21 protein-coding genes are annotated in these 22,110 nt (G+C 63.1%); 15 read left to right on the top strand and 6 right to left on the bottom strand.

Features of this window, described 5'->3' with window-relative positions:
* The gene (locus tag FJ960_RS14465) at positions 1–1,293 is read right to left on the bottom strand and encodes an extracellular solute-binding protein (protein ID WP_140714791.1); all 1,293 of its coding nucleotides are present in this window, start codon (positions 1,291–1,293) and stop codon (positions 1–3) included.
* A gap of 324 nt (positions 1,294–1,617) precedes the next feature.
* Here FJ960_RS14465 and FJ960_RS14460 point away from each other — a divergent pair, with 324 nt between their 5' ends.
* The 7 genes from FJ960_RS14460 to FJ960_RS14430 are packed head-to-tail and all read left to right on the top strand — an operon-like array spanning position 1,618 to position 7,931.
* Complete coding sequence (locus FJ960_RS14460; protein WP_140714789.1) at positions 1,618–2,889, top strand: extracellular solute-binding protein; 1,272 nt, start codon at positions 1,618–1,620, stop codon at positions 2,887–2,889.
* Positions 2,890–2,940: 51 nt separating this feature from the next.
* The gene (locus FJ960_RS14455) at positions 2,941–3,873 is read left to right on the top strand and encodes a sugar ABC transporter permease (RefSeq protein ID WP_140505673.1); all 933 of its coding nucleotides are present in this window, start codon (positions 2,941–2,943) and stop codon (positions 3,871–3,873) included.
* The gene (locus FJ960_RS14450; protein WP_140714787.1) at positions 3,870–4,724 is read left to right on the top strand and encodes a carbohydrate ABC transporter permease; all 855 of its coding nucleotides are present in this window, start codon (positions 3,870–3,872) and stop codon (positions 4,722–4,724) included. Before FJ960_RS14455 ends, FJ960_RS14450 begins: the two co-directional genes overlap by 4 nt.
* Positions 4,721–5,461 (top strand): PIG-L family deacetylase, encoded by a 741-nt coding sequence (locus FJ960_RS14445; RefSeq protein WP_140714785.1) that lies wholly within the window; start codon positions 4,721–4,723, stop codon positions 5,459–5,461. Before FJ960_RS14450 ends, FJ960_RS14445 begins: the two co-directional genes overlap by 4 nt.
* Entirely contained in the window at positions 5,458–6,333 is an 876-nt protein-coding gene (locus FJ960_RS14440; RefSeq protein ID WP_140714783.1) for an ROK family protein, read from the top strand. Before FJ960_RS14445 ends, FJ960_RS14440 begins: the two co-directional genes overlap by 4 nt.
* Positions 6,330–7,100 (top strand): GntR family transcriptional regulator, encoded by a 771-nt coding sequence (locus tag FJ960_RS14435; protein WP_140505665.1) that lies wholly within the window; start codon positions 6,330–6,332, stop codon positions 7,098–7,100. Before FJ960_RS14440 ends, FJ960_RS14435 begins: the two co-directional genes overlap by 4 nt.
* 39 nt (positions 7,101–7,139) lie before the next feature.
* On the top strand, positions 7,140–7,931 hold the full coding sequence (locus tag FJ960_RS14430; RefSeq protein WP_140714781.1) for an SIS domain-containing protein: 792 nt from the start codon (positions 7,140–7,142) through the stop codon (positions 7,929–7,931).
* Positions 7,932–8,065: 134 nt separating this feature from the next.
* On the opposite strand, the gene FJ960_RS14425 is transcribed toward FJ960_RS14430, so the two are convergent.
* Positions 8,066–9,349, bottom strand: coding sequence for a D-tagatose-bisphosphate aldolase, class II, non-catalytic subunit (locus FJ960_RS14425; protein ID WP_140714779.1), 1,284 nt, complete (start codon positions 9,347–9,349; stop codon positions 8,066–8,068).
* Positions 9,346–10,299: a sugar kinase gene (locus FJ960_RS14420; RefSeq protein WP_140714777.1), complete on the bottom strand. Its 954-nt coding sequence runs from the start codon at positions 10,297–10,299 to the stop codon at positions 9,346–9,348. The genes FJ960_RS14425 and FJ960_RS14420 overlap by 4 nt, the downstream gene beginning before the upstream one ends.
* A 257-nt stretch (positions 10,300–10,556) precedes the next feature.
* Here FJ960_RS14420 and FJ960_RS14415 point away from each other — a divergent pair, with 257 nt between their 5' ends.
* Positions 10,557–11,591: a LacI family DNA-binding transcriptional regulator gene (locus FJ960_RS14415; protein WP_140714775.1), complete on the top strand. Its 1,035-nt coding sequence runs from the start codon at positions 10,557–10,559 to the stop codon at positions 11,589–11,591.
* Here FJ960_RS14415 and FJ960_RS14410 read toward each other — a convergent pair.
* From FJ960_RS14410 to FJ960_RS14400, 3 genes are all read right to left on the bottom strand, one after another.
* The gene (locus tag FJ960_RS14410; protein ID WP_140714773.1) at positions 11,579–12,529 is read right to left on the bottom strand and encodes an alpha/beta hydrolase; all 951 of its coding nucleotides are present in this window, start codon (positions 12,527–12,529) and stop codon (positions 11,579–11,581) included. The genes FJ960_RS14415 and FJ960_RS14410 overlap by 13 nt on opposite strands.
* Positions 12,530–12,545: 16 nt before the next feature.
* Positions 12,546–13,694 (bottom strand): Gfo/Idh/MocA family oxidoreductase, encoded by a 1,149-nt coding sequence (locus FJ960_RS14405; protein WP_140714771.1) that lies wholly within the window; start codon positions 13,692–13,694, stop codon positions 12,546–12,548.
* Positions 13,695–13,949: 255 nt separating this feature from the next.
* Complete coding sequence (locus tag FJ960_RS14400; RefSeq protein ID WP_140505650.1) at positions 13,950–14,711, bottom strand: DeoR/GlpR family DNA-binding transcription regulator; 762 nt, start codon at positions 14,709–14,711, stop codon at positions 13,950–13,952.
* Between the two features lie 162 nt (positions 14,712–14,873).
* On the opposite strand from FJ960_RS14400, the gene FJ960_RS14395 reads away from it, so the two are divergent.
* From FJ960_RS14395 to FJ960_RS14360, 7 genes are all read left to right on the top strand, one after another.
* On the top strand, positions 14,874–15,674 hold the full coding sequence (locus tag FJ960_RS14395) for a class I fructose-bisphosphate aldolase (protein WP_023756676.1): 801 nt from the start codon (positions 14,874–14,876) through the stop codon (positions 15,672–15,674).
* Between the two features lie 3 nt (positions 15,675–15,677).
* Positions 15,678–16,628 (top strand): PfkB family carbohydrate kinase, encoded by a 951-nt coding sequence (locus FJ960_RS14390; protein ID WP_140714769.1) that lies wholly within the window; start codon positions 15,678–15,680, stop codon positions 16,626–16,628.
* 84 nt (positions 16,629–16,712) lie between these two features.
* Complete coding sequence (locus FJ960_RS14385) at positions 16,713–17,858, top strand: ABC transporter ATP-binding protein (RefSeq protein WP_140505646.1); 1,146 nt, start codon at positions 16,713–16,715, stop codon at positions 17,856–17,858.
* Positions 17,859–17,969: 111 nt separating this feature from the next.
* On the top strand, positions 17,970–19,217 hold the full coding sequence (locus tag FJ960_RS14380; RefSeq protein WP_140505644.1) for a sugar ABC transporter substrate-binding protein: 1,248 nt from the start codon (positions 17,970–17,972) through the stop codon (positions 19,215–19,217).
* Between the two features lie 120 nt (positions 19,218–19,337).
* The gene (locus FJ960_RS14375; protein ID WP_140505642.1) at positions 19,338–20,234 is read left to right on the top strand and encodes a sugar ABC transporter permease; all 897 of its coding nucleotides are present in this window, start codon (positions 19,338–19,340) and stop codon (positions 20,232–20,234) included.
* Between the two features lie 6 nt (positions 20,235–20,240).
* The gene (locus tag FJ960_RS14370) at positions 20,241–21,083 is read left to right on the top strand and encodes a carbohydrate ABC transporter permease (RefSeq protein WP_140505639.1); all 843 of its coding nucleotides are present in this window, start codon (positions 20,241–20,243) and stop codon (positions 21,081–21,083) included.
* A gap of 203 nt (positions 21,084–21,286) precedes the next feature.
* Positions 21,287–22,108, top strand: coding sequence for a sugar phosphate isomerase/epimerase (locus tag FJ960_RS14360; RefSeq protein ID WP_140714767.1), 822 nt, complete (start codon positions 21,287–21,289; stop codon positions 22,106–22,108).
* Positions 22,109–22,110: the final 2 nt, after the last annotated feature.

Genomic DNA, 22,110 nt, shown 5'->3' with positions numbered 1-22,110 from the left:
CTACTTGGCGGCGCGTTCCAGGATCGAAGTGGCGTCGGCCTGCGCCGTCGCCTGCGCATCCTTGGCCGAGACCTGGCCATACTGCAACGCCTCGATCGTCTGCTGTAGGGATTCCGAGAATTCCTGTCCGCCCGGCACCACCGGGAAGGGTTTTGCATCGGCGAGCACGCTGACATAGCCGGACAGGAATTCCGAGCCGAGCTTGTCCTTGTGCGCTTCGATGTCGGAGGTGCGCGACGGCAGGATGCCCATCGACATCAAGATATCGGACATCGCCGAAGCGCCGCTCTTGCCGGATTTCGGATTGTTGAGCCAGGCGAGGAATTCCCATGCCGCCTTCTGCTCGGCCTGGCCCGCATTGGCATTGACCACGGTCATCCAGGAATAGGAAATCGAATGTGGCTTGTCGCCGCTCGGGCCGACCGGGATAGGTGCCGTGGCGATGTCGGTGAACTTGTCGCCCATGCCGGTCTTCAGCGCGCTCTCCCACCAGTTGGCCATGATGATCATGCCGGTCTTGCCGGAGACGAAATTGTCGAGGAATGGCCCGGTGGTGTTGGCGTCGGCCGTCGCCATCGCCGGCACGCTGGCGCCGGACTTGACGAGGTCTTCATAAAGCTGGAACGTCTCGCCGGCCTGCTTGCTGTCCAGCACTGGCTTGCCGTCCTTGACCAGCTCGCCGCCATTGGAAACCAGCAGCGAGGCGAAGGGATGGACGACGCCGGCCGCCCATGAATTGATCATGCCGAACCCCTGCTGGCCGGCATCCTTGTTGGTCAGCTTTTTCGCCGCATCCTTGAACTCGTCCCAGGTCTTTGGTGGAGCGGCGATGCCCGCCTGCTTGAACAGCGCCTTGTTGTAGTTCAGCGCATAGACGTCGATTTCGTTGGGAATTCCGTAGAGCTTGCCGCCGACCGAAGCGGCACTGACGACGCCCGCCGGCCAGGCGCCCTTGACTTCGCTCGCCACCGCCTCAGGGGCAGGCGCGACCAGCTTGTCGCGGGCGAGTTCCGGCAGCCAGAGATCGTAGATACCGCCGATCGTCGGGCCGTCCGCGTTACCGCCTTGGGAGCGAAGCGTGGTCAGGAGATCTCCAAACGGAACGGCGCGCACGGTGACGCTGACATCCGGATTGGTCTTGGCATAGCCGTTGGCCGCCGCCTCCAGCAACGCCACCGTCTCGGGCGACCAGTGCGTCAGGTAGGAGATGTTGACCGATTGCGCCCAGCCGGTGGTCGGCAGGATGGCAAGGCCCGCGGCCAGTGCCAGTTTCGACATCCAGGCAAACGACATCCTCACCCTCCATTTGAGCATAGCGACCACGATGACGTTATGACAACATGAAGCGGTGGCGCAAGGCCCTGTTTGCGAAAAAGCTGCTTGCAGAATCGACGCGAGATCTTCTTGTGCTCCTGGAATATTAATTTTATCTGTTCAGAACAGCAAGTTAAACAGATTTTGTGGGTCGGGAACTCGACGGTTCTGCCCTATTGAGAAAAGGCCGCCTCTTGCGAACAACGCTATGTCGTTATAATGACTGGATCGAACGAATGACTCTCTTGCGGCATCGAAGCGCCGCGAGACGCCAAAGACAGGGAAGAAACGGGAGAACTGGCAATGAGCATGCTTTCAATTCACCGGCGCGCCGCGCTTGGGCTGATCGGCGGCCTTGCCGCCGCTTGCGCGGGTACCTTCATCACCCTGCCGGCGTGGGCCGACAGCACGGTGACGCTGTGGAGTTGGCGCACCGAGGACGAGGCCGCGATGCGTCGCATCTTCGATGCCTTCGAGGCCAAGAACCCGGGCATCAAGGTCGACATTCAGTTCACGCCGGACGCCGATTACCAGAACCGGCTGAGCACCGCGCTGCGCGGTGGTCGCGGGCCCGATATTGCCCAGCTAAAAGCCTATGGCGAGTTGCAGCCCTTCGTCGATGCCGGCTATCTCGACGCGCTCGACGACAGCGTGCCGGAATTGAAGAACATGCCGGATGCCGCCCTTGGCGGCGCGCGCGGGCGCACCGACGGCAAGCTCTACGGCGTGCCTTATTCGGTGCCGATGATGGGCGTGTTCTACAATCAGGATATCTTTGCCGCGCAAGGCATCGAGATCCCCAAGACCTACAAGGATTTCGTCGCCGCCTGCGGCAAGCTGAAGGCGGCCGGCATTACCCCGATCGCAACCGGCGGCGCCAATGGCTCCGCTTGGGAGCTTGAGATCGGCGTCGGCGTCATTGGCCCGACCGTCTACGGCCCTGATTTCTACGACGAGATGATGACCGGCAAGGCGACCTTCGACGATCCGCGCTATGTCGCGGCGCTGAAGCGCTTCGCCGAGCTGAAGCCCTATTTCCCGGACGGCTTCGCCGGCATCGACTACACCACGGCCACGCAGCAGTTCATCGGCGGCAAGGCGGCGATGTTCCTCGGTGGGTCCTTTGAGAACGGCAGCTTTAAGGCGCAGAACCCGAAGCTGAAATTCTCGATCTTCCCGTTCCCAGCCGACGATGCCGGGGCAAAGCTCTACACGTCGGCCTTCTCGGACGGCTCCTATGGTCTCGTCTCCGAGAGTCAAAACAAGGAGGCCGCGATCAAGGTGCTGGGCTTCATGGCTTCGGCCGAATTCGCGCAGATGTTCGCCGATGAGCTCGGTTGGCCGCCGGCCCGCACCGACGTCACCGTGAAGGATCCGGTGCTGGCGCAGATGATGGAAATGTCGAAGAACTCGACGCCCTATCTGACGCTGGTCGGCTTCCGCTGGCAGTCGCCGACGGCGTCCTCTGTGTTGCAGTCGGAGATCATCGACATGGTCGAGGGCAACATCGCGCCGGAGAAGCTGGCCGCCGATATTCAGGCCGCCGTCGCCACCTGGTTCAAGCCGAAGCAGTGAGGAGCCAGGCCGGTCGCATCGCGGCCGGCCTCTCGCCGGACAGAACAACGCATGACCAATTTTCACCGCCCAAGCAGCCTGAAACGCACGCAGCAGCGCATGGCCGTGCTTTTCATCTTGCCGGCGCTGGCCGTCTACACGCTCTTCGTCCTCTATCCGCTGGCGATGTCGCTGTGGGGCAGCTTCTTCATCTGGAAGGGCATGCGCATGGTCGAATTCGCCGGCCTGTCGAATTTTTCGCGCCTGTTTGTCTTTCCCAGCGGTGCGCGGCTCTATGGCGCGCTGTGGCACAATACCGCCTGGTTTTTCGGCATCATGCTCTTCCAGAATGGCATCGGCCTTTTGTTCGCCTGGCTGCTGTTCCTGCGCGACAGGGGAGCGGCCTTCTTCCAGTCGGTGTTTTTCTTTCCGGCGGTTCTGAGCCCCGTCATCGTCGGGGCGCTGTGGCGCCTGCTTCTGGCGCCGGGCGGCGTCGTCGAATGGGCGCTGAACGGGCTCGGCCTCCATCAGGGCAGCCTCACCGTGCTCGGCAACAGCCACACCGCGCTTGGAATGCTGATCGCCGTCGACGCCTGGAACTGGATGGGCCTGCCGGTGCTGATCTACACGGCGGGCCTGCGGCAGATTGCCGGCCAGATATTCGAGGCGGCGAAGCTCGACGGCGCCGGCAATGCGCGCATGCTGTTTTCCGTCGCGCTGCCGCTTTTGATGCCGGCGCTCGGCACGCTGACGACGCTGTCGTTCATCAACACCTTCAACCAGTTCGACATCGTCTATGTGATGCAAGGCGTGCAGGGCAATCCGAGCTATTCGACCGACACGCTGGTGACCTATTTCTACCGACTGGCCTTCGGCGCCGAGGGCGCTGTCGGTATCACTGATATCGGTCTGGCGCTGGCCTTGGGCACCGTGCTGTTCCTGATCCTCAGCATCGGCACGCTGCTGATGCTGCGCTTCTTCGATCGCCGCACGGTGCAGCTATGAGCGTGCCGGCGATCCCGTACAGGACGTTTCCGCCAAGACTGGCGCGGCTGCCGGGTTGGACCGTGCTGGCCATTTGGACAGCGGCGGTTCTGCTGCCGCTCTACATCCTCGTCGTCTCCTGCTTCAAGACCACGGCCGAAATCTACGACAACAGGCTCGGCCTGCCGCAAAGTTGGGCTTTCGACAATTTCGTCCGGGCGTGGACGCGCGCCGATCTCGGCCACAATTTCATCAACAGCCTGATCGTCACCGCCGGCGCGGTCATTCTCACCATCGTCGTCTCGGCGATGGCTGCCTATCCGCTCAGCCGCTACAAGCTTGGCTGGAACGCCATCATGCTCGGCCTGTTCCTGTCGGGCATCATGCTGCCGATCAGATTGGCCTCGGTCGAGCTGTTCACCTTGATGCGCAACCTCGGCCTGTTGGACTCCCTGACCGGCCTGACCCTCGTCTATTCGGCGATCCGCATTCCCTTCGCCGTCTTCATCTTCGCCAACTTCATGCGCGTGCTGCCGTCCGAACTCGATGAGGCGGCGCGCATGGACGGCGCCGGCGAGGTCCGCATCCTGTTCCAGATCATCCTGCCGATGGTGAAGCCGGCGGTCTCGATCGTCGCCATCTTCACGGCGATCGCCGTGTGGAACGACTTCTTCTTCCCGCTGATCTTCATTTTCGACGACCGCTACAAGACTGTGCCGCTGGCGATCAGCGTCTTCGTCGGCCAATTCCGCACCGACTGGGGCCTGGTGTTCGCCTCGCTGGCGATCTCCATGGCTCCCATCCTGATCATGTATTGTCTGCTTGCCCGCCAGATTCGCGAAGGCGTCGGTGCCGGGGGAGGCATGAAATGATCGAGGACAGGATCTACGCCGCAAGCTCCATCCTCGTTGTCGGCGCGCACGCCTTCGATGCCGAGGTGATCGCCGGGCCGCTGGCCGCCGCCGCCGTCAAACGCGGTGCCACGGTGACCTTCCTGCACCTGACCATGGGCGAGCAGGGGCATCCCTGTCTCATCCCCGCGCATTATTGCGTGCAGAAGGAAGAGGAAGCGGGCAGGGCGGCTGAGCGGCTTGGTGTCAAGGTACGCAGCCTCGGCCTGCGCGACGCCTTCCTGCCGTCGGACGACGAGACGGCGCTCGAGGTATGCGACATCATTCGCGAACTCAAACCAGAGATCGTCATTACCCATTGGCACGGCAGCTGGCACAAGGACCATCGCGCCGCCGCGCATCTGACGCAGACCGGCATCTTCTACGCTGCCCTGCCGACCGTTGCCAGCGACCACGCGGCGCATACGCCGCAACTGCTCCTGTTCGGCGAGAACTGGGAGGACGATGACGGTTTTCGGCCCGAGCATCTCGTCGATGTCAGCGATGGCTTCGAGGCCTGGAGCGAGGCGGTCGAGGAATACGAGCTGGCGCGGGGCCTCAGCAGCTTTCCCTATGTCGATTACTACAGCGCGCTCTACCGGCTGCGCGGCTGCCTGCGCGGTACGCGTTACGCACAAGGCTTCGCGACGGCATCGCATTCGTGGAATGCCGGCAGCGGCCTGTTCGCGCCGCCGTTCGGCAAAGGGCCTGGCCGATGACGCGGGTTCTGGCCATCGATCTCGGCGGCACCAATCTGCGCGCCGCCGTCTTCACCGGCGACATCGGTGCGCTGGACATGCCGAGCCGCGAGCCGGCGCCGGCCAGTCTTGATGCGTTCGTCGCCCGCGTCCAGGCCCTGCGCGCCGAGGCTGGGGCGATCGAGGCGTTCGGCATCGCGGTGCCCGGGCTTGTCGAAGGTGCCGTCTGCCGCTGGATCCCGAACCTGCCGTTTCTCGACGGCGTTGACATCCAGGCCTTGTTTCCAGGCCTGCCCGTGGCGCTCGGCAACGACGCGCAGATCGCGCTGTTGGCGGAAGTCGTCGAGGGCGCGGCCAAGGGCATGTCGGATGCGATCCTGCTCGCCATCGGCACCGGCATCGGCTCGGCGGTGCTGGCCAACGGCCGCATAGTTGCCGGCGCGCATGGCGGCGCCTGTTCGTTCGGCTGGGCCTGCGCCGACATCAAGGATCATGGCGAGGAGCGCAGTGGCTGGCTGGAGCGCGTCGCCTCGGGCCGGGCACTCGATGCGCTTGCCGCCCAGATTGGCCTCGCCGATGGCCGCCAGCTGATCGCCGCCGCCCAAGGCGGGGAACTCGCCGCGCAGACCTTGCTGGAAGTGCCGGCGCGGCGGCTCGGCACCGCGCTTGCCGGCGCTGTGGCGCTGCTCGATCCGCAGGCGGTTCTGATTTCGGGAGGACTGGCCGAGGCGCTGGACGTGATCCGACCACCGCTGCTTGCCGCGCTGCGGCGCCAGTTGCCGTCGCATCTGCGTGGCATCGAGGTTCGGTCCGGCCGGTTCGGCCCGGGCGCCGGCCTTGTCGGCGCGGCATTGGCTGGTCGCGCGGGGAAAGAGTGGAGACAGGTGCGATGAGCCAAGCGAGTTTTCAGCAGCCGGACCGCAGACGGCCGGAGCCGCTCTGGTATCAGGTCGAGGAGGCGATCCGCGCCATCGTCAAGAGCGGCGAATGGGCGACCGGCGACCAGATCCCGGCCGAAGACCGGCTGTGTGCCCTGTTCGGTGTCAGCCGCATCACTTTGCGCCACGCCCTGCGCAATCTGGAGGAAGGCGGCCTGCTCAGGCGCGAGCATGGCCGCGGCACCTTTGTGCGCTCCACCACGCTGGTGGCAGGCACCCGCGAGCTGACCAGCTTCACCCAGGAAATGGGCAATATGGGTGTGGTCGCCGGCTCGCGCCTGCTCGACTGCGGTCTGACATCAGCCAATGCGGCGGCCGCCGGCGCGCTGGAGATCGAGGAGGGCGATCCGGTGGTGCGCATCCGGCGTCTCAGGTTGGGCAACAGCGAGCCGATCGGCATCCAGACGGCGCAGCTTTCGGCCGCGCGCGTGCCGGGCTTCCTCGACGCCGGCCTGCTGCAGGGTTCGCTCTACGAGGCGCTGGAGCGTCACTACGGCATTGTGCCGGCGGCCGCGCGGGAAAATTACCGCGTCGGCGCGGTTGGGGCGGCGGATGCCGAACTGCTTGACCTGCCCGCCGGCAGCCCCGCCTTCATCGTCGAGCGCATCACCACCGACGAGCGCGGCCCGTTCGAATTCACCGTCTCCATCATGCGCGGCGACCGCTACGAAATCCGCTCGACGCTGCGCGCCGGGCGCGTCCCGTCCAATCCGCGAAGCTGATCCACCCTCCCGAGCAGACCTTTAAACAGGAGTACCCACGTGTCCGATCTCTACATCCACCGTCTCGCCGCTCTCATCGACAAGGCAGCGAAAACCAATGAAGAGGCCTTCGGCCAGGCCGCCAGCCGCTTTGCCGACTCGTTGGAAGGCGGCGGGTTGGTCCATCTCTACGGTTCGGGCCATTCGGTGCTGCCTGTGCAGGAAGTGTTCCCGCGCTACGGCAGCTATGTCGGCTTCAATCCGCTGACCGACCCGCGCGTTATGTGGCACAACGTGCTCGGCGCCGGCGGGGTGCGCGAGCTTCTGTGGCTGGAGCGAACTGAAAAGTATGCCGAGAAATTCCTCGACCACCAGCCGCTCAACAAGGGCGATTCGATCATCATCTTCGGCCACAGCGGCCGCAATTCGTCCGGCATCGACACCGCTCTCTATGCCAGGAAGCGCGGCATCTTCGTCGTCGCGGTGACCAGCAAGAACAATCTCGACAAGCCGGCGACGCATTCCTCTGGCAAGCGGCTGGCCGACGCGGCGGATCTCGTCATCGACACCTGCTCGCCGATCGAGGACGCCATCGTACCGGTCGAAGGTTGGAGCCGTCCGGTGTCGGGCTCATCGACGGTGCTCGCCATGATCCTGGCGCACGAGTTGATCGCGCGCACGGCCGAGCAACTCGCCAAGCGCGGCATCGAACTGCCGGTCTTCGCCTCGCCGACGATCGCCGGCGTGACGTTGCATGATACCGACGTCATCTACGGTGTCTACCGCGAACGCATGCTGGAAGCGCAGAAGAAACACCTGCCGACCTTCCAGGCGACGATGCGCGGCGAATAAGCTTCCGTCCGGGAAGGCGCTGCCGGCGCTTTCCCGGTGGACTGCCGTCCGGCACTACACCGACACGCCGGAAAAGCTGGCGCCGCACGTCATTGGTTTTTCCAGGTGCAACGCCGAGGCGTGGTCAGGGTCGATCAGCCAGTTGCGCTGGCATAGATGTCGAGAACATCCGTCACGCCTGCGATGAGGAGTTCCCTGGCCTTTGGCGCGACGGACCCGCTCGCCACCGCGCCGTCGAGACGGCCGAGATACTGGCTGATCAGGGGTGAGGGGATGTCGCGCTCGCCCAGCGCCTGCATCAGCGCGTTCACGGCCTGCCGCGCCGCCTGCGCCGGCCAATAGTAGCGGATACGGTCACTGTAAGAGAAATGTCGCTCGATCCACTGCTCGGCCTCGGAGCCGTGATGGTAATTCTTCCAGTTGTCGGGCGCTGCCAGCATGACGCGCTCCATCGCCGCCGGCAGGCTTTCCCGAGCCGGGTCGGGAGCAAGAATGTCAGCGATGTGGCTCAAACCGTAGAGCGCTTCGCGCAGCGCGAAGGTCAGCCATGGCCCGACCTTGAGGATGGCAAAACCGTCATCGACCAAAGCGCTCAGCGCGGCGACCGGCTGGTAGTCGGTCGAGTGGGCCTCGAAGACGAATTGCGGCAGGTCGCGCAGCGTGCCGGCGAGCGCCCGGGCGCGTTCCGGCCGGTAGGCGATCACCTCCGCATTGCCGAATTCCACGCCCGGCTGCACGACGACGCCGATCGCCCGCGAGAAGGCCTGGTCGAGGCCGCGCTGGCTGAAGGCATCGCGGTGGATGCGCACCGTCTCGCGGGCCGCCTCCGGTGTCGTCACCGCCAGATGGTCCATCGCTTCCAGGGCGCCGCCCGGCACCGGCACTTCAGTGCCGATGACATAGACAGGCCTGGCGCCGCCTGTTCGTTCAATTGCGGCCTCCGCCACCTCGGCCAGTTCGGCGGCGCGCGCGGCGATCGTGGCGTCGGGCGGTGCCGCGCCTTCGCCGGCGCAGCCCATGCTGGCGTCGAGGTGGATCTTGGTGTAGCCGGCCTCGGCATAGGCGTCCACCATGCGCGATGCCTTCTCCATGGCTTCAGGCGCCGGCAGGTGCTTCCAGGGATTGGGGCCGAGATGATCGCCGCCGAGCACCAGCCTGTCCAGGGGAAAGCCGGCCTTGCCGGCGATGGCCTCGACGAAGCGGCGGAAATCGCCTGGTGTCATGCCGGTATAGCCGCCTTCGTGGTTGACCTGGTTGCAGGTGGCCTCGATCAGGACGTCGGCGTTGCGCGCCTTGCCGTGGCGCAGCGCCGCTTCGATGACCAGCGGATGGGCCGAGCAGATCGAGGCGATGCCACAGCGTTCGCCGGCCGCACGGCGCGACGCTATGGCGGCCAGCCTGTCGGTCGCCTGGCTCATGCCGGTGCTCCCGTCCTGCTGGTCGCGATGAACGCCTCGACCTCGGCCAGCGAGGCGATGCCTTCCATCGGTCCCTTCTTCGTGACCGCCAGTGCGCCGCAGCCATTGGCGATCTCGAGCGCTCTCTTGTGTCCCTCTCCACGCAGCCAGAAGGAGACGAAGGCTGCCGCAAAACAGTCTCCGGCGCCGGTCGGGTCGATTTCGTCGACAACGAAGCCGGGTGAAGCGATGCGCCCTGACCGGTCGTAGTGAACGGCGCCCTGCGCGCCCTTCTTGACGACCACGGTGGAGATGCCGCGGTCCAGCATTTCGCGCGCCGCGCTCTCCTCGTCGGTTGCCTCGGCGAAGGTGAAGAGTTCCGGCCCGCTCGGCAGGAACACATCGGTCTTCGACAGCACGAAATGCAAGGCATCGCGCATGCCCGGCAGATCGAGCATCTCCTTGCGGATGTTGGGGTCGAAGGAGACCGTGCCGCCGCGCCTCTTGACGGCTTCGATCCCGTTGCGGGCAACCTCGATCACTTCGGGCGAGAACAGCGATGTGCCCATGACGTGAAAATGGTCGGCGCCGGCCAGCAGCGCGCGCGCTTCCGCGCCCATCTCGATCAGCCCGGCGGCGCTCTGCTTGATGTTGTAGACGAAGTGCCGGCTGCCATCGGTCTCATAGGTAACGAAGGCGGTTCCGGTCGCAGCACCCTGATGGACGGTGATGGCGGAGATGTCGGCACCGTCGGCGCGCAGGCGCTCGATGTTCAAATGGCCGAAATCGTCGTCGCCCACCGCCGCGATCAGCCCGGCCGGCTGGCCGAGCCGCGCCGCCTGATCGATAAAGATGGCGGGAGCGCCTGACGGAAACGGACCGACCAGCGGGCCGGCAGCGCGAAAACTCTGGCCGATCCGCTCGGCCATGATCTCGACCAGGATCTCGCCGGCGCAAACCAGTTTCTTCATGTCCTCACCATCTGCCGGACGGACGGCGTCCGATTGCCATGCGCTATCCGCATGTCCGTGCGGGTTCAAAACCTAAGTTGCCATTTTTAAAGCGTCAATAAATAATTTGACGTGCGCAATGCTTTTGCGTTGTAGTGGAAACATGGAAATTTGACTGAATAAGTTCGGTCAAGCAATGCTGCCTCAGCGCAATGGTCGCAAGACTGATTCTGGCCGGTGCGCGAAGTTGCATTGAGGGCAAGGAGCCTGAAATATCGATGGCGGAAAAGACGCACCGGACAATGGATGATTTCGCCAGGGCGTCCGGCGTGTCCCGGCCGACCCTGTCGAAGTACTTTGACGATCCGGCCAGCGTGAAGCCGGCGACACGAGCGCGCATCGAGGCGGCGCTTCGTTCGTCCGACTACCAGCCGAATGTTTTTGCCCGCAATCTCAATCGCAAGCGCACCCGCAATGTCGGCATCGTGGTGCCGGCGATCACAGATCCGTTCTACGCGGAGATGGTCAGCCGCATCGAACTGCGCTGCCGCGACGAAGGGTTTTGGCCGATCGTCATCTCCTCGCACGGTTCGCCGAAGCTGGAGGCGGAATCGGTCAGGACGCTGATGTCGCTGAAGGTCGCCGGCGCCATCGTCGCGCCCTTGGGATTGGTCTCCGAGCCCGGCGTCTTCGAGCGGATGAGCGAGGACATCCCGATCGTCTATTTCGACACCTATATCGAAGGCGACACGCCGTTCGTCGGCAATGACAACCACCAGAGCACCTCGACGATCGTGGATTATCTCTGCCGGTCCGGCGAACCGCCGGTCTATGTCGACATCCCGCACGTCAACCACAATTCGAGCGAACGGCTGCGGAGCTATATCGACACGATGCACGCCGCCGGCCTGGAGCCCACCGTTCTCAAGGCGGCGGGCGACTATAGCTGGGACTTCGAGCGCATCGGTCACGAATGGATGGACAGGACGCTCGAGAAAGGCGGCCTGCCGGCCCGCACGCTGCTCTGCGCCAATGACCGTCTCGCCTTCGGCGTGATGTCGGCTGCCTTTTCGCGCGGGCTGAAGATCGGCCGCCGCGCCGACTGCGATTTCCGTGTCGCCGCTCATGACGATCATCCGCTGAGCCGCTACACCTGTCCCGCGCTGACCACCATGGCGCAGGACTTCGCCGCCATGGCTGGCCGCAGCGTCGAGATCCTGCTGGCGCTTCTGGACGAGGCTGACCCGCCCGGCCAGGATCTGGCGCGCAACGTCAAGCTTGGCGCGACCCTGGTGATGCGTCAGTCAGCCTGAACACCCGTCTGCCGCTGAAGCCAGGCCGCCGCCTCGCTCACCGCTTGCCGCGCGGCCAGTATATACCGACCCATCGAGACGAAGCCATGGATCTGACCCGGCCAGTGTCGCAGCACCAGCGGCACTCCGTCGGTGCGCAGGCGCTCGGCAAAGGCCGTGCCTTCGTCGGCAAGGATGTCGTGGCCGGCGATCACGACGAAGGCGGGCGGCGCGCCGGCAAGGCTGGAGGCCAGCAGCGGCGATACGCGCCAATCCGCGATGTCGTCCGGCGTTCGCACATAATGGTCGCGGAACCAGGCCATGGCGGCGGCGGTGAGTCCGAAGCCGTCGCCGAAACGCCGATAGCTGTCCGCCGCCTGGCGGGCGTCGGTGTTGGGATAGATCAGAATCTGGGCGGCAAGCGGCGGCGCCAGCCCGTCGCGGGCAAGCAACGCCAGAACGGCGGCAAGATTGCCGCCGGCGCTATCGCCGGCAACGGCAATGCGGGTAGGGTCGATGCCGAGTTCGCCAGCGTTCCCGGCCATGAAGCGGAGCGCCGCCGCGCAATCCTCCAGCCCGGCGGGAAACGTGTGCTCCGGCGCCAGCCGGTAATCGGGACAGACGACGACGGCGTTGCCGAGATTGGCCAGCCAGCGGCAGATTTCGTCATGCGAATCGAGATTGCCGATGACCCAGCCGCCGCCATGCAGGTAAAGCACGGCGCGCGCCCCGGTCCGCGGCGCGCCGATACCGCGATGGATGCGGATCGTGACCGGGCCGTTCGGCCCGTCGATCTGCTGCTGTCCGGTTGCCGCGACCGGCTCGTGCTCGCCCTGCTGAGTTGGGAAGGAAGCGATATAGGCGGCCCGTGCCGCCGCCACGCTGCCATTCTCGAACGGTTCGCCGCCGGCGGCACGACCGATTTCGAGGGCACGCAATGCATCCGGATCGAGTGTCATCGTCATCTCCTGGAGGTCAGGCGAGCAGGCCGCGTGCCTCGTCTTCGCTAAGCAGGGCCGGCTGGACGACGTCACCTGTGATCGCAACCGAGTTTTTCGTCTCGCCCGAATGCAGGATCGCTTCCATGATCTCCAGCACATGCAGGGCCAGATTGCCGGAAGCGCGGGGTGTCGCACCGGTCTGCAGCGAGCGTACCAGATCGGCGACGCCGAGCATGCGGTAATTGGCGCGGTCGGGCGCTGCGTAAGGCCAGTTGCGGGCACCGTAGAGTTCGCCTTCGCTGGCGAAGTCCTTCCAGGCGGCGCCGCGTTCCGACAGCGACACGGTGCCGCCGAACGTGTCCGGGTCGGGCAGGCGCAATGAGCCCTCGGTGCCGTGCAGTTCGATGGGATGGTTGGAATGCCTGAAGACGTCCCATGATGCGCCGAAGGTGACCGTCGCGCCGGAGCGGAATTCGAGCAGCGACAGCACATTGGTCGGCGTGCCGACCTTGAATTTGGTGTTCTTGAACGGCCCTTCGGCCGATATCAGCCGTTCCTCCTGGCCCTTCGTCGCCATCGCTATGACGCGGGCGACCGGCCCGAGCAGATTGACCAGCGTGGTGAGATAGTAGGGTCCCATGTCGAATACGGGGCCGCCGCCCGGCTGATAGTAGAATTGCGGATTGGGATGCCAGTGTTCCATGCCACGTCCCATCATGAAGGCGGTGCCGGTGACCGGGCGCCCGATGGCGCCTTCGTCCATCAGGCGGCGCGCTTTGCGTCCGGCCGCACCAAGGAAGGTATCGGGAGCCGAGCCGAGCAGCAGGCCACGCTTGGCCGCCTCGGTCACCAGCCGGCGCCCGTCGCTGGCCGAGATTGCCAGCGGCTTTTCGGTGAAGACATGCTTTCCCGCCGAAAGGACGGAGAACGAAATGTCGAAATGCGCCGCCGGAATGGTGAGGTTAAGGACGAGGTCGATCTCGGGGTCGGCCAGCAGCGCATCGACGCTGAGTGCCCGAATGCCGTATTCCTTGGCCCGTAACGCCGCCATCTCGGCCGAAATATCGGCGCAGGCGCGCAATTCGATGCCGCCGAAAAGCGCGGCGTTGCGCAGGTAAGTCATCGAGATGTTGCCGCATCCGATGACGCCGATGCCGAGTTTGGCCTGTGATTTTGCCTGCATTTTCTGTCGTACCCTCCCAATGCGGTCCCGCTACCCGATCCGTCGCAATGGTGCCGGATCGCTTTCAAAATCGCTATACAACATTTTAAATATTGACGCGCGTAAAATTTTTATAGAACATTCGGAAATGGCTGGCGACATCGGAAGGCTGCCAGCCTTGGGAGGAGAAAATGACAACAGAAAAAACGGCTGGCGGCCGATGCGAATCCGTGGGTCATCGGGTCTTTCGGTTGCGGCCAGGGGACCGCGACGGGTTCAGGCATAGATCACCTTGGCCCCAATTTTATCCAGCTGGCTGCGTATTGGACCGGGCAGGCTATCATCGGTGATCACCACATGGACGCTCGACAGCGAAAATGCCTTGGAGGTCCCGCTGACGCCCCATTTGCTCGAATCCGCAAGGAGGACAACGCGCCGTGCCATACGCACCAGGTTTCGCTTCGTTCGCGCCATGTCTTCGTTCACGTCGACCACATCCAGTGACGAGTCGATCGCATGCGCGCCAACAAAGACCTGATGCGCCACCAAGCCGCCGAGAGCCGTGTCCGCATCGGTAATCAGCGTGCTCACCGTGTCCGGATAGACCCGGCCACCGATCATGTGCACGTCGAGCCCGGGCCGATGCATCAGATGCTGCACGATATTCATCGCCGTGGCCGCGACCACGACGTTGTTGAGCGGCGGTAACTGCATGGCAACTTGCATCAATGTCGAGCCGCCGTCGAAGATGACCGATTGGTTGTCCTCGAACAGCTCTACCGCTGCCCGGGCGATGCGTTTCTTCGCATCGAGGTTCGTTTGCATCCGCCGCGCGAACGCGGCCGTGGTCGAATCCGTGGTCCGGGTCACCGCCCCTCCACGGGTCTTGGTCAGTAGTCCCTTGCGGTCCAGTATCTCGAGGTCGGAGCGCACCGTGACTTCCGACACGCCAAAATCGTCGGACAAGTCCTTCGTACGAACCTGTCCGCTGCGTTGCACCTCACTCAGGATCGATTGGCGTCTCTGCTCTGACAACATTGCCCTGTCCTCGCCTCCATGCACCGAGCAACCGCCCTGGCCTCGGCTCACCTTACCAAAAATACGCAAATTCGAAAGCTTTCGAAAGATTGCATTTATCGTTTCTTTCGCAAACACTGGTTCCAGGATTTTGAAACCGAACGATTGGGACATTTTGCACTCATGAGCCTAGGAACCAAAGTGCGCCTTGCGCGCCTCTTCTCGCATCCATCGGGAAACCTTTTTGGCGGCGCGGTCGACCACTTTGTCGGCTATGGCGACGTGCGCAAAGGAGGTCTTGCCGATCTGCCGGGCGCGCTCGCTCGCGTCATGGTGGGCAAACCCGACTACGTCAGCATCCAGCCAGGCACCGCGCGCCACCTGTGGCCGCAATACGCGGGCAAGGCTTCCCTGGTGATCCAGGCCGGCTGCTTCACCCCGGACGATCGCATCAGTGAACTGATTGCAACGCCCGAGGATGCGGTGCGCGCTGGCGCCGATGCGTTGGCCGTGGCCATTCCGGTACGCGGCGCGACCGAGGGCAAATACATACGCTGGCTGACCGATTCGGTGAATGCGGCGGCCCGCTACGGCATGCCGGTAGTCGCGCATATCTACCCTCGCGATTTCACCGACGGCGCAAAAATCGTCTTCACCCCCGACGAGATCGCCTATGCGGCGCGCATCGGCTACGAATCCGGCGTCGACGTGATCAAGATCGGTTACACGGGCGATTTCGAGTCGTTCCGAGAGACCGTTCGGACCTGCCCGGTGCCGGTTGTGATCGCGGGTGGCCCGAAGACCGATACGCTGCTCGGCGCCCTTCAGCAGACGGCGGACGCCATCCGTGCCGGCGCGCGCGGTGCCGTGGTGGGCCGCAATCTCTGGGGGCATGGCGATCCGGAGAAGGCAGCGATTGCCTTTCGGGGCGTCATCCATGACGGCCTTTCGGCGCAAGATGCCCTGGCGAAGGCAGGTGCCTGAACGATGCCCACCGTCCCTTCAATCCTCGGCTTCGGAGCTATTGCGATCGACGACATCGTCTATGTCGATCAGCCGTTGTCGGCGGGCAAGGGGAAGGTTCTGCAAAGCGCCCGAGCTTTCGGCGGAAATATCGCCACGGCCCTTGCCGCCGTCGCGCGGCTTGGCGGAACCGCCGGGTTCATCGGATGGCTGGGCAGTGCCGCGGACGACGCCGTGCTGTGCGATCTCGTTGCGAGCGGCGTTGAAACTGCATTCGCGCCGCGCCACCCGCGCGCACGCCCGGTGCGCTCGCGGATCACCGTCGGGTCGGATGGGGAGCGGTTCATCGCGTATGACGACGAAGCGATGCTGGGCACCGCGCCGGACTTTCCGGACGAGGTCCTCAGCCGCGCGACAGTCCTGATCGTCGATAGTTACGCGATCCGGACGCCGGATGTCGTGGTTCGGGCTCGCGATCTCGGCCTTGCGATCCTCGGCGATATCGAATGGAGCAGCGGCCCAGCCACCGAGAGATTGATCGCGCTGTGCGATCATCTCATTCTTCCCCTCGGCTTTGCGCGGGCTGCCACGGGGTGCCGATCGCCCGCCGAGATTCTCGATGCCTTATGGTTGCCGTCGCGGTCCGCCGTGGTTCTGACGGACGGCGGCAGGGGCGTCTATTATCGCGGACGCGACGAGACAGGGCTCTGGCACCTGCCTCCGCATCGGGTCGCCGTCGTCGATTCGACCGGCGCCGGTGACTGCTTTCATGGCGCCTATGCCCTTGCATTGGAGCGCGGGGCCGACACCGCACGCCGGGTCGCATTCGCCGCCGCGGCGGCGGCCCTTTCGATAACGGGGCGGGGCGGGCGCGAGGCGCTTCCGACCGGCAATCAGGTCATGGAATTCCTGGCATCGGCGAACGCGCCGTCGGCAGTCGAACTGAAATATGCGCAGCTCGATACTGGAACCTGAACTATCGCAGAAAGTATTTCGCAGGTGAACACAAGCCGAGGAGAATTATAAAAAGTCGTGAATTAGACTTGTGGAGGGAGGAAGATGGCAGAAGTCATTCTTGAGAATATCTGCAAAACCTACGGGAACAATTTCAACGCGATCGATCACTTGAACCTATCGGTCGAGGACGGTGAGTTTTTGATTCTCGTCGGGCCATCCGGTTGCGGCAAATCCACCGCGTTGCGGATGATTGCGGGATTGGAGGACATCACCAGCGGCAGCCTTCGGATTGGCGGGATCGACGTCGTCGACATGCCGCCCAAGGACCGCGACATCGCGATGGTCTTCCAGAGCTACGCGCTCTACCCGCATATGACCGTGTTCGAAAACATCGGCTTTTCGATGCGGCTGGCAGGCAAGCCGAAGGCCGAGCGCAAGAAGCGCGTGGACGAGATCGCCAAAACCCTTCAACTGACATCGCTGCTGGACAGCAAACCCGCGAACCTTTCAGGCGGACAGCGTCAACGGGTTGCCATGGGTCGCGCCATGGTGCGCGAGCCAGCCGCCTTTCTCATGGACGAACCCCTTTCCAATCTGGACGCGAAACTGCGTGTTCAGATGCGCGCCGAAATCACCAGCCTGCAAAAGCAGCTCGGCGTCACGACTATATATGTGACCCACGACCAAACCGAAGCGATGACGATGGGGGACAGGGTCGCGGTGTTGAAAGGCGGCGTGCTGCAGCAGGTCGACACCCCCAAGAGACTCTATGAATCGCCGGTGAACGCCTTCGTTGCCGGCTTCATCGGTTCTCCTTCGATGAACCTTTTCGAGGCGACCCTGACGGGCGACGACCTGATTTCCGGTAGCTTCGCCGTCCGGCTGCAGGATGAGGCCTTCATCCGCAGGCCGGCCTTGAGATCCTATGCGGGACGCAAGGTCGTGTTCGGGATCCGACCGGAGCATCTCTATGACAGCAGCCTCGAATCCGGCCGCAAGTACCAGACGATACCGGCAAAGGTGACCTCGATCGAAGAACTCGGGTCCGAGCACATCGTCCATCTGAACATCGACGCGGTCCGGGTGGACTCCGGCGACCCGGACGCGGTGGAGGATTTCGGCCGGGCGTCGAACGCGGTGGCGAAATTCGAACCGGTCAGCACAGTCCGCTCCGGCTCGGAAATCCAGTTGGCTCTGGATGACGTCAAGCTGCATTTCTTCGATCCCGAGACGCATCTGGCGATCTGAAGATCCGTGGCAAGGCCCGCAGGCGAGGGCGAGGCGTCTGCGTAAGAAGACTTCTGAATAAGCAGACGATCGGCGGCATTGTGCGGTCGATCCCCAGAGAAGGAGGAGAATATGACGTTCCGTATAAAACCCGCGATGCTGAAAATAGCCGCGGCCGCATGGTTGCTTGGCGCAACCGGCGCCATGGCGGACACGACGCTGGAATTCACCCAATGGTGGGAGCCCGAATTGCCGGCCGGCTCTCTCAGGGCGATCATGGATGACTTCGAGGCCGCGAACCCCGGAATCAAGGTGACGCTGGTAAGCGGCCCCTACGCGACCACGCGAGACCAGATCTCGGTTGGTGCGGCAACCGGAACGCTCAGCGACGTCGTCGGCCTCGACGGCGCCTGGGTAAACAATCTGAACGCGCAGAACGCGCTGGCCGACATGAACCCGATGATGGACGCAAGCGGCTTCGACAAGAGCCAGGTCGCGGATATCATCAAGGTGGACGGCAAGGCGGTGATGTTCCCGGTCGCTTCGTTCGTCTATCCGGTCTTCGTGAATTTGGACCTCGCCGCCCAGGCAGGCGTGACCAAGCTGCCGTCGACCCGAGCGGAATTTCTCGAAGCCGCCAAGAAGATGACGCACGCCGACAAGAACCAGTACGGCTGGGTGCTGCCGCTGTCGCTGCAAACGCCGTCCGGTGTCCAGAACGACATGATGTCGTGGGTCTGGGCTTCGGGTCAGTCGATGATGGCGAACGGCAAGCCTGACCTCGAGGGCAAACCGGTGGTGGATATGCTCACCTTCGTCAAATCACTCAACGACGCCGGCACCATCTCGCCCGGCATCGCCACCAAGACCGAGCAGGAAAAAGTCGAGGAATTCGTCAACGACCGCGTCGGGATGATGATCGACTCGCTTGCGCATGTGAACCTTATCCGCAAGCGCAATCCCAAGCTGAACTTCGACCTCATCCCGGTCCCGGTCGTGGAAAACTATACCGGAAAGCGCGGCCTTCCCTATGCCTCCTGGGGCATCGGTATCTCCGCGGCCTCGAAACATCAGGAGGAGGCCTGGAAACTCGTCCAGTACTTGATGAGCGAAAAGGTGAACGCCAAGCTCGTTTCGCTTGCAAACGCCTTCCCGGGTAACGTCAACGCCAAGCCTGACTTCGTGACGTCTGACAAGGCTTTCGGCAAGGCTTTCGAGATCTTCAAGACCGGCTATCTCGCCAACGAGTTCACGGGCCTGCCGGTGGCTGAAGACCTGATGACCCAGTTCGACGTGCAGGCTCAAAAGATGCTTGCCGGTGAGCAAAAGCCGGAAGAGGCAGCCGCTGCCGCGCAAAAGGGCTGGATGGCGAAATTCTGATCGGCGTGCTCCGCTCTCGCGGCCCACTTATCGGTTGGCCTGCCATTAGGCGGGCCAACCGGCAGATGACGAACCTGAATGGTATTTGAAGTTCTTTTCTCTTGTCGCGAGGTTGCCACCATGACCCGGCAGAAGCGCTCCCATCACAAGCTCAAACGAGCTATGGCGCCCTATCTCTATCTGTCGCCCTCGCTGCTCATAGTCGGGCTCCTGATGCTGTTGCCGATGGTCACGGTGATTGCCTATTCCTTTCAGAACAGCGCGGTGCTGCGTCGTGATCCATCCTTTGCCGGGCTAAAGCACTATCAGGCGATCTTTGACGATCCCGTGTTCTGGGCTTCGCTGTGGCATACGCTCTATTTCACATGCATGAGTGTCGTTTTCCATATGACCATCGGTATGGTCTTCGCACTCATGCTGAACAGCGACCGCATCAATCCGACGCTGCGCAATGTGCTGCGCGTGCTCTACATACTGCCTTGGCTGTTCACCGCGGTGATCATCGCCGTGATCTGGCGTCTCTTGCTTGAGCCGAACGGTGTCGTGAACAGCATTCTCATGCAGATGGGCATCATCGGTTCCAAGATCGAGTGGTTTTCCTCGCCCGAGACCGCGCTGCACGCCGTCACTTTCGCCAATATCTGGGCGGGCTACCCGCTTTTCATGGTCAGCCTGCTCGCGGGTCTGCAAGGCATTCCCAAGGATTTCTACGAGGCCGCCGATATCGATGGGGCGAAGGCCTACCAGAAGCTGATCTTCATCACCATCCCGCAACTGATGCCGATCATCATCAGCATCTCGCTGCTCGACTTCATCTGGACCATGCAGGTCTTCCCGTTGATCTGGATAACCACGGGCGGCGGGCCGATATACGCGACCGAGGTCCTCAGCACTTACACCTACAAGCTGGCGTTTTCGAGCTACAACCTGTCCCAGGCGTCGGCGAGCGCTGTGGTAATCCTGCTGATCTCTCTCGGCCTGACGCTGTTCTATATTCGCTATCAGCGGGCCAGGTAGGACGCCATGAGGAAACGGAACTCTGGCAAAGACAAACTGATCACCGTCGCGCTGCATGTTGCTCTTGCGGCAGGGCTGTTCTTCGCAGCCTTCCCGATCTACTGGATGCTCAGCAGCTCGTTCAAGTCGAATACCGAAATCTTTGCCCTGCCACCAACCATCCTGCCGAAGGCCTTCACGCTGGAAGCGTATGCAGCCATCTTCGGCGACCCGGTAAAGCTGCGCTTCTTCTTCAACAGCTACTTCGTGGCGGGAGCGGTGACCGTGCTGACAGTGCTGATCGCCTTGCTGGCGGCCTACGGGTTCAGCCGCTTCAACTTCCGCGGCAAGGGTAGCCTGAACACGCTCATCATCAGCACGCAGACGATCCCGCCGATCACACTTTTGATCCCCTTCTTCGGGCTTGTCGTTTCGTACGGCATCTTCGACACCTATGTGGCGCTGATCCTGACCTACCTGGTGTTTACGTTGCCCTATGCGATCCTGCTGATGACAGGGTACCTGAACACGTTGCCACGCGATCTCGATGAAGCCGTCGCCGTTGACGGCGGCACGAGTTGGACAGCGCTCTGGCGAGTGATCGTCCCGATTTCTCTGCCTGGTATCGTGGCGACGTCGGTCTACACCTTCCTGTTATGCTGGAACGAATTTCTCTTTGCGCTGACGCTGACGAAGTCAACGTCCATGCGCACCGTCCCGATCGGCATACAGCTGTTGATGGGGCAGCACGCCTTCGAATGGAACCAGATGATGGCGATGAGCGTGCTCGGCTCGCTACCGCTCTTGCTCATCTACCTCGTTGCCCAGAGGTTCTTCCTCGCCGGCATGACCGCAGGCTCGGTCAAGTAGGATGTCCATCCAAGGAGAACTGACGGAGCAGGCCCCCGTGTATTGCAATAGATCATTGGACCCTATCTGCTGGCGGGCGATATCGCCGCGGCCTCGGCCGTCCCGTTCCGCTGATCATGCTCGTGCTGTTCTTCCAGCGCCACATCATCGAAAGCCTGACGCAGGGCCGCCTCAAGGAATAGGCGGAATCAAGGAATGAAAGGATGAACGTGAAAGACCTCAAAGTCGGCTGCCAGACCTTCACCTGGGAAATGCTGGGAGACCGGTTCACCGGTGGCCCCGACGATCTGTTGAAGGCGATCGCGGATGGCGGCTACGCCGGCATCGAGATCACCGACACCATGATCGGCGGCTACGCCGGCAAGCCAGCCGAGTTCGCCGCCGCGCTGAAGTCGTCTGGCCTGGCGCTCATTTCCTTCGCCTTCGGTTCGAAGAGCGGCTTTACGCTGAAGGATGAGATCGGCGCCGACCTCGAAACCGCCAGGCGCTGGATCGATTTCGTGGCAGACTTTCCCGATGCGCTGGTGTCGATGGGCTCGGCGACCGTCGTCTCCAACGGGCCGCGCGACGACAAATTCGCTATCGCGGCCGAGCTGTACAACAAGGCCGGCGAGCTCGGCCGCAAGGCCGGTGTCCAGATCGCGGTGCATCCGAGTTCCCATCACAACACGCTGCTGTTCGACCGCGCCGATTACGATGCGATCTTTGCCTTGCTCGACCCCGATCTGGTCGGCTGGGTGCCGGATACCGGTCACATCCTGCGCGGCCACAAGGATATGGCCGATACGCTCACCACCTACCGCGACCGCATCCGCTACATCCACCTCAAGGACGTCGACGCCAACGGCACGTGGGCGATGCTGGGCAAAGGTGTTTGCGACACGCCACAAGTCATCGAGATCGCCGGTACCGCGCCGAACTTCAACGGCTGGCTGGTGCTGGAAGAAGAATCCGACACCGCGGCCGCCGATCCGGCCGGTGCGGTCAAGACCAACCGCCAGACGATGCGCGGCTACGGGGCCTAAGA

Source organism: Mesorhizobium sp. B2-3-11, assembly GCF_006442215.1.
Taxonomy (GTDB): domain Bacteria; phylum Pseudomonadota; class Alphaproteobacteria; order Rhizobiales; family Rhizobiaceae; genus Mesorhizobium; species Mesorhizobium salmacidum.
This window is presented reverse-complemented; position numbering and strand designations above follow the sequence as displayed.

Excerpts from the sequence above, each read along its gene's own strand:
- FJ960_RS14465 (WP_140714791.1), bottom strand. The coding sequence starts at position 1,293 with ATGTCGTTTGCCTGGATGTCGAAACTGGCACTGGCCGCGGGCCTTGCC.
- FJ960_RS14460 (WP_140714789.1), top strand. The coding sequence starts at position 1,618 with ATGAGCATGCTTTCAATTCACCGGCGCGCCGCGCTTGGGCTGATCGGC.
- FJ960_RS14455 (WP_140505673.1), top strand. The coding sequence starts at position 2,941 with ATGACCAATTTTCACCGCCCAAGCAGCCTGAAACGCACGCAGCAGCGC.
- FJ960_RS14450 (WP_140714787.1), top strand. The coding sequence starts at position 3,870 with ATGAGCGTGCCGGCGATCCCGTACAGGACGTTTCCGCCAAGACTGGCG.
- FJ960_RS14445 (WP_140714785.1), top strand. The coding sequence starts at position 4,721 with ATGATCGAGGACAGGATCTACGCCGCAAGCTCCATCCTCGTTGTCGGC.
- FJ960_RS14440 (WP_140714783.1), top strand. The coding sequence starts at position 5,458 with ATGACGCGGGTTCTGGCCATCGATCTCGGCGGCACCAATCTGCGCGCC.
- FJ960_RS14435 (WP_140505665.1), top strand. The coding sequence starts at position 6,330 with ATGAGCCAAGCGAGTTTTCAGCAGCCGGACCGCAGACGGCCGGAGCCG.
- FJ960_RS14425 (WP_140714779.1), bottom strand. The coding sequence starts at position 9,349 with ATGAGCCAGGCGACCGACAGGCTGGCCGCCATAGCGTCGCGCCGTGCG.
- FJ960_RS14420 (WP_140714777.1), bottom strand. The coding sequence starts at position 10,299 with ATGAAGAAACTGGTTTGCGCCGGCGAGATCCTGGTCGAGATCATGGCC.
- FJ960_RS14415 (WP_140714775.1), top strand. The coding sequence starts at position 10,557 with ATGGCGGAAAAGACGCACCGGACAATGGATGATTTCGCCAGGGCGTCC.
- FJ960_RS14410 (WP_140714773.1), bottom strand. The coding sequence starts at position 12,529 with ATGACACTCGATCCGGATGCATTGCGTGCCCTCGAAATCGGTCGTGCC.
- FJ960_RS14405 (WP_140714771.1), bottom strand. The coding sequence starts at position 13,694 with ATGCAGGCAAAATCACAGGCCAAACTCGGCATCGGCGTCATCGGATGC.
- FJ960_RS14400 (WP_140505650.1), bottom strand. The coding sequence starts at position 14,711 with ATGTTGTCAGAGCAGAGACGCCAATCGATCCTGAGTGAGGTGCAACGC.
- FJ960_RS14395 (WP_023756676.1), top strand. The coding sequence starts at position 14,874 with ATGAGCCTAGGAACCAAAGTGCGCCTTGCGCGCCTCTTCTCGCATCCA.
- FJ960_RS14390 (WP_140714769.1), top strand. The coding sequence starts at position 15,678 with ATGCCCACCGTCCCTTCAATCCTCGGCTTCGGAGCTATTGCGATCGAC.
- FJ960_RS14385 (WP_140505646.1), top strand. The coding sequence starts at position 16,713 with ATGGCAGAAGTCATTCTTGAGAATATCTGCAAAACCTACGGGAACAAT.
- FJ960_RS14380 (WP_140505644.1), top strand. The coding sequence starts at position 17,970 with ATGACGTTCCGTATAAAACCCGCGATGCTGAAAATAGCCGCGGCCGCA.
- FJ960_RS14375 (WP_140505642.1), top strand. The coding sequence starts at position 19,338 with ATGACCCGGCAGAAGCGCTCCCATCACAAGCTCAAACGAGCTATGGCG.
- FJ960_RS14370 (WP_140505639.1), top strand. The coding sequence starts at position 20,241 with ATGAGGAAACGGAACTCTGGCAAAGACAAACTGATCACCGTCGCGCTG.
- FJ960_RS14360 (WP_140714767.1), top strand. The coding sequence starts at position 21,287 with ATGAACGTGAAAGACCTCAAAGTCGGCTGCCAGACCTTCACCTGGGAA.